Origin of the sequence: Paenibacillus sp. RC334 (genome assembly GCF_030034735.1) — a bacterium.
GTDB lineage: Bacteria > Bacillota > Bacilli > Paenibacillales > Paenibacillaceae > Paenibacillus > Paenibacillus terrae_A.
The window spans coordinates 69954-84126 of sequence record NZ_CP125370.1 but is presented as its reverse complement, the minus strand read 5'-3'; the positions used below and the strand labels follow the sequence as shown (position 1 = coordinate 84126).

Here is a 14173-nt window from a genome sequence, read left to right as displayed (position 1 = left end):
GGACTACAGCACTCCCTTCGTCGAAGGCACTCCCGTCACCCGCGGGTCAATGGATGTCGCTTCATCCAGTGCACGTCCCAGTGCCTTGAACACCGCCTCGATCATATGGTGGGTATTTTGCCCGTAGTGAACAATGACGTGCAGCGTCATACGAGCCTCCAGCGCGAATTTCCACAGAAATTCATGCACCAGCTCCGTCGAAAAGCTCCCTACCTGCTGTGACGGATACTCCGCACGATACTCAAAATGCGGTCGGTTACTAAGATCAATGACGACCTGCGCGAGCGCCTCATCCATCGGTACAAAGACGCTGGCATAGCGCTTGATTCCCTTTTTATCACCTAACGATTCTAGTAAGGTTTGCCCCAGACAGATACCAATGTCCTCCACGGTATGGTGATCGTCGATGTCAACATCCCCTCTGGCCTGTACGTTCAGGTCAAATTGTCCATGCTTGGTGAACAAATCCAGCATATGATTCAGAAAGGGGACATCTGTCTCGATTTCGGCCTGCCCTGTGCCATCTACTGCAAAAGATAGCTGAATATCCGTCTCGTTCGTCTTCCGGCTGACGCTGCCTGTACGTCCTGCTCCGTTATTTTCATTCCCCATCGCCATCCACCGCCTTTTTCTCATTGTCCAATCGAACCTGTATCGCCCTTGCGTGACCTTCCAGCCCTTCATGCCGGGCAAGCTGCATAATCGTCTCTCCATTGCGCAGCAGCGCTTCCTTGCTGTAATAGATCATACTCGACTTCTTGATAAAATCATCAATATCGACCGGAGAAGAGAACCGCGCGGTTCCATTAGTCGGAATAATATGGTTAGGCCCGGCAAAATAATCGCCTACCGGCTCCGAGCTGTACGCTCCCAGAAAAATCGCTCCCGCATTTTCGATCAGACCCACATGCTCCATCGGATTCTCTGTCATGATTTCCAAATGCTCCGGGGCAAGTTTGTTCACAATCTGGATCCCCTCATGCAACGTATCAACGACAATAATCGCTCCATAGGCATCAACGGATGCAGCAGCAATATCTCTGCGCGGCAGCTCTGCCAATTGGCGCTGTACCTCGGCTGATACTTCTTCTGCCAAGCGCTGCGAGGGCGTAACCAGAATGGCCGAGGCCATTTCGTCATGCTCTGCCTGCGAGAGCAGATCAGCGGCTACATAAGAGGCATTCGCCGTATCATCAGCCAGCACGACAATTTCACTCGGTCCTGCAATACTGTCGATATCCACCGCCCCGTATACCTCGCGCTTCGCCAGCGCTACATAAATGTTGCCTGGGCCGCAAATTTTATCGACGGGTTCGATGCTATGAGTCCCGTAAGCGAGAGACGCAATCGCCTGCGCTCCGCCAACTCGGTACATTTCTGTCACACCCGCCTCTGCCGCAGCAACCAGTGTATATGGATCAATTCCCGCCTTGCCGCCTGTTGCTGGGGGTGTCACCATGACGATCTCCGGTACACCAGCCACCTGAGCCGGGATCACATTCATCAGTACCGAGGACGGATAAGCTGCTTTACCACCAGGAACATACACGCCTACACGCTTCAACGGTCGGATGATCTGGCCCAGCAGGCTGCCGTCCGGCTGCAAATCCATCCACGAATTACGTTTTTGCTTCGTATGAAAAGCACGGATATTGTCCGCCGCCTCCCGAATCGCCTGCAAAAAAGAAGGCTCCACCTTGTCATATGCCGCCTTCAATTCTTCCTCCGTCACACGGAGCTGCTCCGCCGTCAGCGATACACCGTCGAACGATTCCGTATACCGCAGGACAGCAGCATCTCCCTCCTGCCGTACCGAACGGATAATCGCACGAACGGCTTCATTTTGCTCAGGTGTGCCATAATCGACCTCGCGCTGGAGATTGAAATCACGGGCTAAAACGATCTTCATTTGTCCATTCCCCCTTACTTGCAGCTTGCAGAATATTTCTCCTAACCCTAGCCTACTCCTCAGTCCCGCGGTGCCACCGCAGCTGGAATCACCTGATGCAATCGGTCACACAACGCCTGAATCGGGCCGTTTTTCATCCGATAGCTGACCCGGTTGGCAATCAGCCGACTCGTAATATCCAAAATACTGATCTGCTCGACCAGACCGTTCTCTCTCAAGGTCTGCCCTGTTTCCACCATATCGACAATCCGGTCTGCCAAGCCGATTAACGGTGCCAGCTCGATAGAACCGTTCAGCTTGATAACCTCCACCTGCTGGCCTTGCTCCCGAAAATACTGGGAAGCCACATTCGGATACTTCGTAGCCACCCGCTGACGAATACCCGGCTGCCAATCCGGCAAAGCAATGACCGACATTCGGCAACGGGCAATCCCCAGATCAAGCAGCTCATACACATCCTTGTTCTCTTCCAGCAAAACATCCTTGCCTACAATGCCGATATCCGCAGCTCCGTACTCCACATACGTGGGAACGTCGACCGGCTTCGCCATAATAAACTCCATTCCCAGTTCAGGTAGCGGAATGACCAGCTTGCGCGTTTCATCCACATCCACAGGAATAGGAACCCCTGCTCGACGAAACAGCTCAGAAGCCTGCTTATAAATCCGTCCCTTCGGCATGGCTACCTTCAACGTCTCCGTCATGGTAATTCCCTCCCTTGTACCGGTTGTCTTTCTTCGACTGTGTAGCTGTAAACCTCTGCGTACAAGTCCTGTTGCTCGCGGCGGCGATCCTCAGGCCCACCACTCAGCCCTGTCACCACTGTCCGTCCTGCTCCTCGAAGCTGTGCCGCAGCGGATAATGCCTCTCTGCGTCCCTGCTCGTCATAACGAATGAGCACCGGGTGTTTCGCCTCGATCTGGATACCGTCCACACCATCAACGATTCGGTTCGTCTTCAACGCGAATCCTGTGGCAGGAACGGAACGACCAAACTGCTGTAGCAGATTGTCATAGCGCCCTCCATTACATACGGGGAATCCGATTTCCGCCGCATACCCCTCAAAAGTCATTCCTGTATAATATGAAAAGTCTCCGATCATAGTAAGGTCAATTAGCACATGCTCAGACACGCCGTAACTCTCCAGCACTTCCCAAACCTCGCACAGATGCGCAATGGATTGAATCGTCTGCTGCTCGACGCTAAGACGGGTAGCCTGCTCACAAATTTCTTTGCCCCCGCGAAGCCGGAGAATAGCCTCCAGCTTATCCCGATGTTCGGTAGGCAAACCCAAAGCCTCAATCGCTGTCCGGTAGCCCACCACATCACGGTTCAATAACAGTTCCTTTAACGCTTGCTGTTCAACCTGGCGACCCGGAATGATTTCCTCGAACAGACCGTTCAGGAATCCCACATGCCCCATAGCAATTTTAAAAGAGGACACCCCTGCCGCCTGCAGCGATGCAATCGCCAGTGCCACGACCTCCGCATCAGCCTCGGGCGAGTCATCGCCCACCAGCTCCACGCCCGTCTGGAAAAACTCCGCTTCTCTTCCCGCCTCTTCCTCAATCGCCCGAAATACATTTGCGTGATAGGAAAGCCGGAGTGGTACTTCCTCTTCCTTCAACAGCGACGATACCACACGCGCAATCGGCGCGGTCATATCAGATCGCAGCACCAGCGTAGTTCCCCGGTTATTGAGCAGCTTGAACAACTTCCGATCCGAAGTAGAACTAGCCACACCCACCGTATCGTAGTATTCCATCGTAGGCGTCATAATCTGACGGTAGCCCCAACGTTCCATACATTCGAGTACATTCAATTCAATCGCCCGCAGCTTCGACACCGCACGCGGAAGGTAATCCCGAACCCCTACGGGGATTTCAAATCCTTTTGGCTTGGTCATCTCTATCACCTCATGATTTCGCAATATCTTTATCATGGTAAAGTGCTAATAAACTAAAGTATATTCGATATATTATCATGCTCTGACTGCGAACGTCAACCGAATGGAGCAGCCCATTTTTAGAGCAACGTTGCAGAACTGTCTCCCTCTCTTTATTTTATCCATTGCAGAATTCATGAACCCTATAAGAAAAACATCTAACGATGTACTTTCACGGAAGCAAGACCGCGCTTAGCGAAAGTTTTTCTTGCGATTATAGATTTGTTCAGTTTCGCTGAAAATTTATAAATTCTATAATCTAAAAAAAGACTGCCAGCCTCTCAGCCAACAGACACATTTATAATTTATACAAAAAACAACACAAAAAAGCCCCCTAATCCTTAAGGGAACCTTATTGTTATGCTATTTACTATACATCCGCACCCGACCGTCTTAACTCACGCAACGGATTACCGCCCACGAATGCTCCGGCCGGCACGTCTTTATGCACAACGGCCCCGGCGGCTACTATAGCTCCATCACCTATAGTAACACCGGGCAGAATGGTCGTATTGGCGCCGATTAACACATTATTTCCGATCATTACTTTACCAATACGATACTCCTGTATGAGATATTCATGCGCCAGAATGGTTGTGTTATATCCAATCACCGAATTGTCCCCTATCGTAATATGCTCCGGAAAAAAAACATCCACCATTACCATCAGGCCGAAGGCCGCATGCTGCCCTACCTTCATCCCAAGCACTCTGCGGTAAATGACATTTTTCCAGGATAGCACGGGACAATACCGGGCGATCTGTATAAAAACAAAGTTTTTAATCCCTTTCCAGCGGCTTACCGTCCGGTAAATCTGCCACAGCGCATTGGGACCTTCCACGGGATGGCGGTCAACCTTCCTCACGACACATCGACACCTTGAAACTCCAGCTTCAGTAAATCCCGCATATCATGCAAAATGTAATCCGGTCCATAGCCCCGTAGAGTTCCCTCACCCTTGAGCGACCAGGCTACACCCGCCGATTTCACGCCTGCGGCTTGAGCTGATAGAATATCAAAGGAACTGTCTCCAACCATCAACGTATGCTCTGCTTTGGCGTTCAACCCAGCCAGCGCCTTAAGCACAGGTTCTGCGTGTGGTTTCGGATGCTCTACGTCGTCTACCGTCACAATATAGTCCATAGAGGAGGTCAGATCGAACAGATCAAGCACACGAATCGTAGAGGATCGTATTTTAGTCGTCACAACCCCCAGCTTAATTCCTCGCGCACGCAACTCCTGAATAACCTCGATGACATACGGAAAAGGCTTCACCATTTGGTCGTGATGGAGCAAGTTATAAGCACGATAGCCTTTAACCAGCTCAGACACATCCTTTAATCCCGAAAAGGTACGAAGCTGGTCATCCAGCGTTCCGCCCATATGAGGGATAATATGCTCCCGCGTCAGCGGGTCAGCGTCCGGGTGATTCAAAATGTGCAGAAATGTGCTGATAATCAGCTCATTCGTATCCATAATCGTTCCGTCCAAGTCGAATAAAATCGTATTTATCATAGATGCTCCTTCTTGTCCTCGTCCGTGTCTTCCTTGTGTAGCTTATCCGGCGCAGCCGTTGTCGGAGGAATCGTATCTTGACCCGGGCGGAAAGCCTGTTCCGGCGTCACGTCAGGTACCTGATCAACTCCTACCTTGCTGGAGACAATCGGATCGCTATATTTCGGAACAGATGCCCCCTTACGACGACGAACCACGATGAAAATTACAGCGGCTACAACAATGAAAATAGGGAGCAGTTGCGAGATCCGTACATTACCGTAACTCGGGTCCAGATGCCCTGGTTCAAACCCCAGCCATACCATAGGAGACCACAAAGCATTCACAAAGGAAGCCAGCCAGTCTGGTCCCTGAAAAGCCAAACTATCCGTCCGTACACGCTCGATGAAAAAACGGCCAATCGAGTACCAAATGAAGTAAAACGCAAACATTTCGCCTGCACGTACAAATTTCATACGTCGAATAACGAGCAGCAGAATCACACCTACAATACTCCACAGGGATTCATACAGAAATGTAGGATGGTGAAACACTCCGTTAACGTTCATTTGATTTACAATGAAATCCGGCAGATGCAGTTGATTCCGCAAAAAGCTTACTTCCGTCGGTCCACCGTAGGCTTCCTGATTGACAAAGTTACCCCAGCGGCCAATCGCTTGACCAATCAGCAGACCTGGCGCACAAATATCGGCAATCCGCCAGAAATTATAACCCTTATAGCGGAAATAGATGACTGCGCATATAATCGCACCGATCAATGCGCCGTATATCGCAATACCACCATTCCAGATTTTAAAAACATCCCATAGATTATCTCGATAGTCTTCCCATTTGAAGGCTACATAGTAAATACGCGCTCCAATAATAGCCGAAGGAACACCCAGCAGCAGCATATCCATAAAAAATTCCTGCGGAATGCCAAATCTTTTGCCTTCACGAATGGCGAGATATAAACCCACAAGCGCCGCCAGCCCCAAAATAAGCCCGTACCAATGGACCTTAATTGCCCCGATTGAAAAAGCAATCGGATTCAGCAGTAATGTTGCCGTTGACATATGTTTCTCTCACTCCTTGTTCTTCCTTCCAAACGACTGAACCTTAATCCATATCTTCCATATCTTCAGAAATTGTAGCAGTCAGCTTATTCGTAAATTGCAGAGCTGCGTTCACGCCCATTTGCTTCAAACGATAGTTCATTGCTGCCACTTCAATAATAACGGCCAAATTTCGGCCCGGACGAACTGGAATCGTAACGAGCGGAACATCCGTGTCAATAATACGTGTCGTTTCTTCATCCAAACCAAGACGGTCATACTGCTTGTCCTGCTGCCATGCCTCCAGACGGACGACCAGCGTAATCCGCTTGTTGTTACGAACTGCACCTGCACCAAACAGCGTCATCACATTAATGATGCCCACGCCGCGAATTTCCAGCAGGTGACGAATCAGTTCCGGCGCCGTACCATGCAACTGAAAATCGGACGTTTGCCGAATTTCCACTGCATCATCTGCTACCAGACGATGACCGCGTTTAACCAGTTCCAGTGCTGTTTCACTTTTACCAATGCCGCTACTGCCCGTAATGAGCATACCTACACCGTACACATCACACAATACACCATGGATGGTGGCCGTAGGAGCCAGCTTTCTTTCAAGAAAACCCGTAATGCGGCTTGATAAAATCGTCGTGGCCATATTAGTTCGCAATACTGGGACATCCCGCTCAGCGCTTGCCTCCACCAGTTCTGCCGGTACTTCCAGACCGCGTGTGATGATAATACACGGAGTCAGCTCCGTACATAGACGCTGCATCCGATCCTTTCTTTCCTCAGGAGGAAGCATACCGAGAAAAGCCAGCTCAGACCTTCCCAAAAGCTGCACCCGCTCCTGTGTGTGGTATTCAAAATACCCAGCCATCTCCAACCCCGGACGATTCAATTCATCCACCGTGATCAGCCTGCGCAGACCTTTCTCGCCAGAAATAACCTCCATTTGAAATTGCTGTACAAGCTCAGATACCTTTACCTTTTTAGCCATCGTATTCTCCCCTTCATCCTGCATGACCGGATTCTATACGTAATCTTATTTATGTAGCGTCACCCTATCAACCATATAGCTCACTGCCAGCCCATCCTGTGCCAGCCCAAGCTCACCTTTTCAACATGATTTCGGGCTACCTGTGTTCATGCTGAACCTAGACCCATACCAATGTACCCATCGTATCGGAATTTTCCAATGAATGCAATGCCGAAGCTGGAAGCTGTATGGGATATACAAAAAGAGCCGCCTTTCCCCGGCTGGGAAACTGCGACTCTCTTTCATCGGTTGATCTTATTCGCCAACCAGAATGCTCAATTCCGATTCCTTATCAAAAATATGAACCTTGTTCATATCAACAGCCAACTTCGCTTTAACACCATCACGAGTATTGGAACGTCCGTCTACACGGGCAATAATCGTTTCATTTCCGGCGCCACTCAGGTACAACAGCATTTCATGACCGAGATTTTCCGTTACATCCACAGTGGATGTAAAGATTGTATTCGGAGAAGCCTCCAGGAATACAGGCTCTTCATGAATATCCTCAGGACGGATACCCAGGATCACTTCTTTGCCGATATAACCCTTGGCTTTCAAAATCTGTCCCTTACCTTCAGGAACGAACAGATCCAGACCCGGTGCAGTGAAATACAGCGCGCCGTCCTTCTCAGCCAGCTTACCTGTGATAAAGTTCATCGTAGGAGAACCGATAAAACCAGCTACGAACAGATTCACTGGACGGTTGTACAGTTCATCCGGGGATGCAGCTTGTTGAATGATACCATCCTTCATAACGACAATCCGATCACCCATCGTCATGGCTTCAATCTGGTCATGTGTTACATAGATACAAGTGGTTTCAAGGCGTTTAACCAGTTTAGTGATTTCAGCACGCATTTGACCACGAAGTTTAGCATCCAAGTTGGAGAGCGGCTCATCCATCAGGAAGACTTGAGGATCGCGGACGATCGCACGGCCCAGAGCGACACGTTGGCGTTGACCACCGGACAGCGCCTTAGGTTTACGTTCCAGCAAGTGCTCGATATCGAGGATTTTGGCAGCTTCGCGTACTTTTTTGTCGATTTCTTCTTTCTTCACTTTGCGCAGTTTCAGACCGAACGCCATGTTCTGGTACACGCTCATGTGCGGATACAGGGCGTAGGATTGGAATACCATCGCGATATCGCGGTCTTTTGGAGCCACGTCATTCACAACGCGATCCCCAATGTACAATTTACCATCTGAAATTTCCTCCAGACCAGCAATCATACGAAGTGTAGTAGACTTCCCACAACCGGAGGGACCAACCAATACGAGGAATTCTTTATCTCGAATGTCCAAATTGACATCAACAACCGTAGCTTTATCTGCACCCGGATATTGCTTGAAAATATGCTCTAAGCGTACACCAGCCATAGCTTTTGCCTCCCCAAGATCAAGTTTTGAAATCGAATACATTTCTTACTTGTATCTTACCCTAGTACCCACTTCGTGGCTATTCGCAAACTGCACAAAAATGCTATTTCCTTTTTGTCACTTTGTACAATAGTAGAAAAAGCTTGACCAAAACCGCATCATTAAACGTCCGCACGTCCAGTCCCGTCTCCTGTTTAATCTTGTCCAAACGATAAATTAACGTATTCCGGTGTACATAAAGGCGCTTAGCCGTCTCACTCACATTACAATCCAGTTGAAAAAAAGATATCCAATGTAGCCATCGTTTCAGCATCCTCTAATATGACGGACGACCGCACAACCTGCTCCAAAAATTGCTCGCGTTGCTCCTTCGAAATACGGTTTAATAACCTCTCCAAATGCAACTCCCATGAAAAGTGGATATGCTCTGTTACATGAAAAATTTTGCCAAGATGGATCGTCTCCCATAACAAATTCAGCTCTTTGGGAAGACTTTGCAATAGTATAGACGGCTTGGATACCGCCAAATGAAATACACCTACCCACTCATTTGCAATGAGCTCGTATAAACCCAGGCTGAAAGCCGTAAGAACCTCCTCCAGCGATTCCGTAAAATCCGCATCCCTGGTTTCGACATCTTTATCCCGGTCGTCTTCCGTTCCCAACAGTAGTTCCTTTTTAGCCATAATCAGCCAAGACTGTTCATTCAGTGGAGTAAGCAGCACATTCCCTCCAAAATAACTGGCTAACAATCTATATAGCTGAGTGTAAGCAATAGCGCCCTCCTGTGTTCCTTCACCAGTCAGTACAATGGGAACCATAAAAGACAACAACGAATCACGAAGCCCCAACTCATCAGGAAGCTCTTCTTCATTCTGTAGGTTGCCAGCCTGCTGTATGAGCCATTGTCCAAAACGCTTCATTCGCTCTTCCTCAGCATAAACCGGATTATCGGGCTGTTGCGTCCCCGTCTCATCCTGCCTGAATTGCTCCATGTTCCAGAGTAACGCCTCAATCAGCTTCCGTTCCCGATCCGTCAAATGCTTTGCCTCTACCGCAAAGGCAGCCAATTCTCCTGCTACCACACGGAACGGAAAATATATTTTGCTATCACGTACAAATGACTTATCCGGTACAGCCGATTCTGCTGACTGACCTTCTGCAATCATTTCCGGACACCAAGGCAGTATAGTAAAAGGTGCTTGAATAATATTCTGAAGCTGTTGCTGTATCCATTCCGTATCCAAAGCCACGCGATCACCACTTCACTTTTTTTAGAATAACCTCTAAGCGAACATAATGAACTTATTATAACCTGTCGATACCTTAAAATAAAAAAGTTAGTAAGAAACATAACCTAAATCCATGCAAAAATGCATACAAAAAAAGTCATCAACTATAAGTTGATGACTTTCGATGAGCCATGAAGGACTCGAACCTTCGACACCCTGATTAAAAGTCAGGTGCTCTACCAACTGAGCTAATGGCTCATAAAACTGGTGGAGGATGATGGATTCGAACCACCGAACCCGTAAGGGAGCAGATTTACAGTCTGATGCGTTTGGCCACTTCGCTAATCCTCCATATAAAGGTGGCTCGGGACGGAATCGAACCGCCGACACGAGGATTTTCAGTCCTCTGCTCTACCGACTGAGCTACCGAGCCATATCCATTAACAAAAAAATAAAGTGTGGAGGGATCCCCCTTCCCACTTTAGTACGTAAAACTATCATATTGAAAAATGGCGGAACTGACGGGATTCGAACCCGCGATCTCCTGCGTGACAGGCAGGCATGTTAGGCCTCTACACCACAGTTCCCTGGATTTTTCAAAAATGGTGCCGGCGAGAGGACTTGAACCCCCAACCTACTGATTACAAGTCAGTTGCTCTACCAGTTGAGCTACACCGGCACAATGGTGGAGGCTGAGGGGATCGAACCCCCGACCCTCTGCTTGTAAGGCAGATGCTCTCCCAGCTGAGCTAAGCCTCCTGGGTATGTATGGTAGCGGCGGAGGGGATCGAACCCCCGACCTCACGGGTATGAACCGTACGCTCTAGCCAGCTGAGCTACACCGCCATAACATAATATTTTGCTAGCTTGTCCTAAATGGCGGAGAGAGAGGGATTCGAACCCTCGCACCACTTTCGCAGTCTAACCCCTTAGCAGAGGGTCCCCTTATAGCCACTTGGGTATCTCTCCATGTAAATGGACTCACTTAGCAAAAATTCCGCGCGTTATTCTATATATCACCATAGTGAATTAGAATACCAAGCGTAATTTCAAGGTTACACCCTGAAAACTGGATCCGAAACTCCATTGCGTCCTATACTTAGGATAAGCCCTCGACCGATTAGTATTGGTCAGCTCCATGCATTACTGCACTTCCACCCCCAACCTATCTACCTCGTCGTCTTCAAGGGGTCTTACTAATTGGGAAATCTCATCTTGAGGGGGGCTTCACGCTTAGATGCTTTCAGCGCTTATCCCTTCCGTACATAGCTACCCAGCGGTGCTCCTGGCGGAACAACTGGTACACCAGCGGTACGTCCATCCCGGTCCTCTCGTACTAAGGACAGCTCCTCTCAAATTTCCTACGCCCACGACAGATAGGGACCGAACTGTCTCACGACGTTCTGAACCCAGCTCGCGTACCGCTTTAATGGGCGAACAGCCCAACCCTTGGGACCTACTTCAGCCCCAGGATGCGATGAGCCGACATCGAGGTGCCAAACCTCCCCGTCGATGTGGACTCTTGGGGGAGATAAGCCTGTTATCCCCAGGGTAGCTTTTATCCGTTGAGCGATGGCCCTTCCATGCGGTACCACCGGATCACTAAGCCCGACTTTCGTCCCTGCTCGACTTGTAGGTCTCGCAGTCAAGCTCCCTTCTGCCTTTGCACTCTTCGAATGATTTCCAACCATTCTGAGGGAACCTTGGGGCGCCTCCGTTACTCTTTAGGAGGCGACCGCCCCAGTCAAACTGCCCACCTGACACTGTCCTCGTACCGGATCACGGTACCAAGTTAGAACCTAGATACGATCAGGGTGGTATCCCAAGGATGCCTCCTCTCAAGCTGGCGCTCAAGTCTCGCTGGCTCCCACCTATCCTGTACAGATCGTACCCAAATTCAATATCAAGCTGCAGTAAAGCTCCATGGGGTCTTTCCGTCTTGTCGCGGGTAACCTGCATCTTCACAGGTATTAAAATTTCACCGGATCTCTCGTTGAGACAGCGCCCAAGTCGTTACGCCATTCGTGCGGGTCAGAATTTACCTGACAAGGAATTTCGCTACCTTAGGACCGTTATAGTTACGGCCGCCGTTTACTGGGGCTTCGGTTCATAGCTTCGCCCCGAAGGACTTACCACTCCCCTTAACCTTCCAGCACCGGGCAGGCGTCAGCCCGTATACTTCGCCTTGCGGCTTCGCACAGACCTGTGTTTTTGCTAAACAGTCGCTTGGGCCTTTTCACTGCGGCCCCCTCGGGCTATTCACCCTACCGAGGCACCCCTTCTCCCGAAGTTACGGGGTCATTTTGCCGAGTTCCTTAACGAGAGTTCTTCCGCGCGCCTTAGAATTCTCTTCTCGCCTACCTGTGTCGGTTTGCGGTACGGGCACCTTCTCCTGGCTAGAGGCTTTTCTTGGCAGTCTGAGATCATGACCTTCGCTACTATAATTTTCGCTCCCCATCACAGCCCAGCCTTACGATGTGCGGATTTGCCTACACACCAGCCTCACTGCTTAGACGGACATCCATCAGTCCGCGTCACTACCCTACTGCGTCACCCCATCGCTCATAACGGATTACGGTGGTACAGGAATTTCGACCTGTTGTCCTTCGACTACGCCTATCGGCCTCGCCTTAGGTCCCGACTTACCCTGAGCGGACGAACCTTCCTCAGGAACCCTTAGGCTTTCGGCGGATCTGATTCTCACAGATCTTTTCGTTACTCATACCGGCATTCTCACTTGAATGCAGTCCAGCGCTCCTTACGGTACACCTTCAACCCACATTCAACGCTCCCCTACCCCTGATACCTAAATATCAAGCCATAGCTTCGGTGGCGTGTTTAGCCCCGTTACATTTTCGGCGCAGAGTCACTCGACCAGTGAGCTATTACGCACTCTTTCAATGGTGGCTGCTTCTAAGCCAACATCCTGGTTGTCTGTGCAACTCCACATCCTTTCCCACTTAACACACACTTGGGGACCTTAGCTGATGGTCTGGGCTGTTTCCCTTTCGACAATGGATCTTAGCACTCACTGTCTGACTCCCGGAACCAAGTCTATGGCATTCGGAGTTTGACTGAGCTTGGTAACCCTTGCGGGCCCCGCACCCAATCAGTGCTCTACCTCCACGACTCTTATTCCGAGGCTAGCCCTAAAGCTATTTCGGGGAGAACCAGCTATCTCCGGGTTCGATTGGAATTTCTCCGCTACCCCCACCTCATCCCCGCATTTTTCAACATGCGTGGGTTCGGGCCTCCAGTGCGTGTTACCGCACCTTCACCCTGGACAGGGGTAGATCACCCGGTTTCGGGTCTACGTCCACGTACTAACTCGCCCTATTCAGACTCGCTTTCGCTGCGGCTTCAGCTCTTCACCTTAACCTTGCACGGGAACGTAACTCGCCGGTTCATTCTACAAAAGGCACGCCATCACCCATCAATAGGGCTCTGACTTCTTGTAAGCACACGGTTTCAGGATCTATTTCACTCCCCTTCCGGGGTGCTTTTCACCTTTCCCTCACGGTACTGCTTCACTATCGGTCGCCAGGGAGTATTTAGCCTTGGCAGATGGTCCTGCCGGATTCATACGGGGTTTCACGTGCCCCGCACTACTCGGGATCCGTCTCGGAGGGAACAAGTTTTGAACTACAGGGCTTTTACCTTCTCTGGCGGGCCTTTCCAGACCTCTTCATCTAACCGGTTCCTTTGTAACTCCATGTGAGACGTCCCACAACCCCAAGGAGCAAGCTCCTTGGTTTGGGCTAATCCGCGTTCGCTCGCCGCTACTGACGGAATCACTATTGTTTTCTCTTCCTCAGGGTACTTAGATGTTTCAGTTCCCCTGGTATGCCTCTGTTCTGCCTATGTATTCAGCAGAAAGTGACTGTCGATGAAGACAGCCGGGTTTCCCCATTCGGACATCCCCGGATCAAAGCTTGCTTACAGCTCCCCGAGGCTTTATCGTTGTTCGCCACGTCCTTCGTCGGCTCCTGGCGCCTAGGCATCCTCCGTGTGCTCTTTGTAGCTTAACCTAGATTTTTCTTTCAAAGAAAGAAAATATCGATGTTCGATAAAGAATGATGTTTACCAAAGGCAAAATATCTTTCCTTACCTGCTACC

The 14173-nt window shown here is 49.9% G+C and carries 11 protein-coding genes, 8 tRNA genes and 1 rRNA gene; all 20 read right to left on the bottom strand.

Going from position 1 to position 14173, the window contains the following annotated elements; all coding sequences use genetic code 11:
* Positions 1-3: 3 nt before the first annotated feature.
* Positions 4-612 (bottom strand): imidazoleglycerol-phosphate dehydratase HisB, encoded by a 609-nt coding sequence (gene hisB, locus QMK20_RS00450; RefSeq protein ID WP_283654135.1) that lies wholly within the window; start codon positions 610-612, stop codon positions 4-6.
* A complete protein-coding gene (gene hisD, locus QMK20_RS00445; RefSeq protein WP_283654134.1) occupies positions 602-1909 on the bottom strand; it encodes a histidinol dehydrogenase in 1308 nt (435 codons plus the stop codon). Before hisD ends, hisB begins: the two co-directional genes overlap by 11 nt.
* A 59-nt stretch (positions 1910-1968) precedes the next feature.
* Positions 1969-2613, bottom strand: coding sequence for an ATP phosphoribosyltransferase (gene hisG, locus QMK20_RS00440; RefSeq protein ID WP_283654133.1), 645 nt, complete (start codon positions 2611-2613; stop codon positions 1969-1971).
* Positions 2610-3815 carry an ATP phosphoribosyltransferase regulatory subunit gene (locus QMK20_RS00435; protein ID WP_283654132.1) on the bottom strand — a complete coding sequence of 402 codons (1206 nt, stop codon included), beginning with the start codon at positions 3813-3815 and terminating at the stop codon, positions 2610-2612. The genes hisG and QMK20_RS00435 overlap by 4 nt, the downstream gene beginning before the upstream one ends.
* Before the next feature lie 409 nt (positions 3816-4224).
* Positions 4225-4719 (bottom strand): acyltransferase, encoded by a 495-nt coding sequence (locus QMK20_RS00430; RefSeq protein ID WP_283654131.1) that lies wholly within the window; start codon positions 4717-4719, stop codon positions 4225-4227.
* Positions 4716-5369: a pyrophosphatase PpaX gene (gene ppaX / locus QMK20_RS00425; RefSeq protein WP_283654130.1), complete on the bottom strand. Its 654-nt coding sequence runs from the start codon at positions 5367-5369 to the stop codon at positions 4716-4718. The genes QMK20_RS00430 and ppaX overlap by 4 nt, the downstream gene beginning before the upstream one ends.
* On the bottom strand, positions 5366-6424 hold the full coding sequence (gene lgt, locus QMK20_RS00420; protein ID WP_283654129.1) for a prolipoprotein diacylglyceryl transferase: 1059 nt from the start codon (positions 6422-6424) through the stop codon (positions 5366-5368). Before lgt ends, ppaX begins: the two co-directional genes overlap by 4 nt.
* A gap of 43 nt (positions 6425-6467) precedes the next feature.
* The gene (gene hprK, locus QMK20_RS00415; RefSeq protein ID WP_044645057.1) at positions 6468-7406 is read right to left on the bottom strand and encodes an HPr(Ser) kinase/phosphatase; all 939 of its coding nucleotides are present in this window, start codon (positions 7404-7406) and stop codon (positions 6468-6470) included.
* A 294-nt stretch (positions 7407-7700) separates the two neighbouring features.
* Positions 7701-8825, bottom strand: coding sequence for an ABC transporter ATP-binding protein (locus QMK20_RS00410; protein ID WP_283654128.1), 1125 nt, complete (start codon positions 8823-8825; stop codon positions 7701-7703).
* Positions 8826-8928: 103 nt separating this feature from the next.
* A complete protein-coding gene (locus QMK20_RS00405; protein WP_283654127.1) occupies positions 8929-9138 on the bottom strand; it encodes a PucR family transcriptional regulator in 210 nt (69 codons plus the stop codon).
* Positions 9089-10078 (bottom strand): PucR family transcriptional regulator, encoded by a 990-nt coding sequence (locus QMK20_RS00400; protein ID WP_283654126.1) that lies wholly within the window; start codon positions 10076-10078, stop codon positions 9089-9091. Before QMK20_RS00400 ends, QMK20_RS00405 begins: the two co-directional genes overlap by 50 nt.
* Before the next feature lie 164 nt (positions 10079-10242).
* Positions 10243-10315 (bottom strand) — tRNA-Lys (locus QMK20_RS00395).
* A 7-nt stretch (positions 10316-10322) separates the two neighbouring features.
* Positions 10323-10408, bottom strand: a tRNA-Tyr gene (locus tag QMK20_RS00390).
* 9 nt (positions 10409-10417) lie between these two features.
* Positions 10418-10490, bottom strand: a tRNA-Phe gene (locus QMK20_RS00385).
* Positions 10491-10567: 77 nt separating this feature from the next.
* A tRNA-Asp gene (locus QMK20_RS00380) sits at positions 10568-10644 on the bottom strand.
* Between the two features lie 16 nt (positions 10645-10660).
* A tRNA-Thr gene (locus QMK20_RS00375) sits at positions 10661-10736 on the bottom strand.
* A gap of 4 nt (positions 10737-10740) precedes the next feature.
* Positions 10741-10816: transfer RNA gene (locus tag QMK20_RS00370), tRNA-Val, on the bottom strand.
* Positions 10817-10826: 10 nt separating this feature from the next.
* Positions 10827-10903, bottom strand: a tRNA-Met gene (locus QMK20_RS00365).
* Between the two features lie 31 nt (positions 10904-10934).
* Positions 10935-11026 (bottom strand) — tRNA-Ser (locus tag QMK20_RS00360).
* Positions 11027-11157: 131 nt separating this feature from the next.
* Positions 11158-14085 (bottom strand): 23S ribosomal RNA (locus QMK20_RS00355).
* Between the last annotated feature and the right edge of the window lie 88 nt (positions 14086-14173).

What these genes read in the sequence shown, in the direction of transcription:
- hisB (WP_283654135.1), bottom strand. Translation starts at nt 612, where the DNA reads ATGGGGAATGAAAATAACGGAGCAGGACGTACAGGCAGCGTCAGCCGG.
- hisD (WP_283654134.1), bottom strand. Translation starts at nt 1,909, where the DNA reads ATGAAGATCGTTTTAGCCCGTGATTTCAATCTCCAGCGCGAGGTCGAT.
- hisG (WP_283654133.1), bottom strand. Translation starts at nt 2,613, where the DNA reads ATGACGGAGACGTTGAAGGTAGCCATGCCGAAGGGACGGATTTATAAG.
- QMK20_RS00435 (WP_283654132.1), bottom strand. Translation starts at nt 3,815, where the DNA reads ATGACCAAGCCAAAAGGATTTGAAATCCCCGTAGGGGTTCGGGATTAC.
- ppaX (WP_283654130.1), bottom strand. Translation starts at nt 5,369, where the DNA reads ATGATAAATACGATTTTATTCGACTTGGACGGAACGATTATGGATACG.
- lgt (WP_283654129.1), bottom strand. Translation starts at nt 6,424, where the DNA reads ATGTCAACGGCAACATTACTGCTGAATCCGATTGCTTTTTCAATCGGG.
- hprK (WP_044645057.1), bottom strand. Translation starts at nt 7,406, where the DNA reads ATGGCTAAAAAGGTAAAGGTATCTGAGCTTGTACAGCAATTTCAAATG.
- QMK20_RS00410 (WP_283654128.1), bottom strand. Translation starts at nt 8,825, where the DNA reads ATGGCTGGTGTACGCTTAGAGCATATTTTCAAGCAATATCCGGGTGCA.
- QMK20_RS00405 (WP_283654127.1), bottom strand. Translation starts at nt 9,138, where the DNA reads ATGCTGAAACGATGGCTACATTGGATATCTTTTTTTCAACTGGATTGT.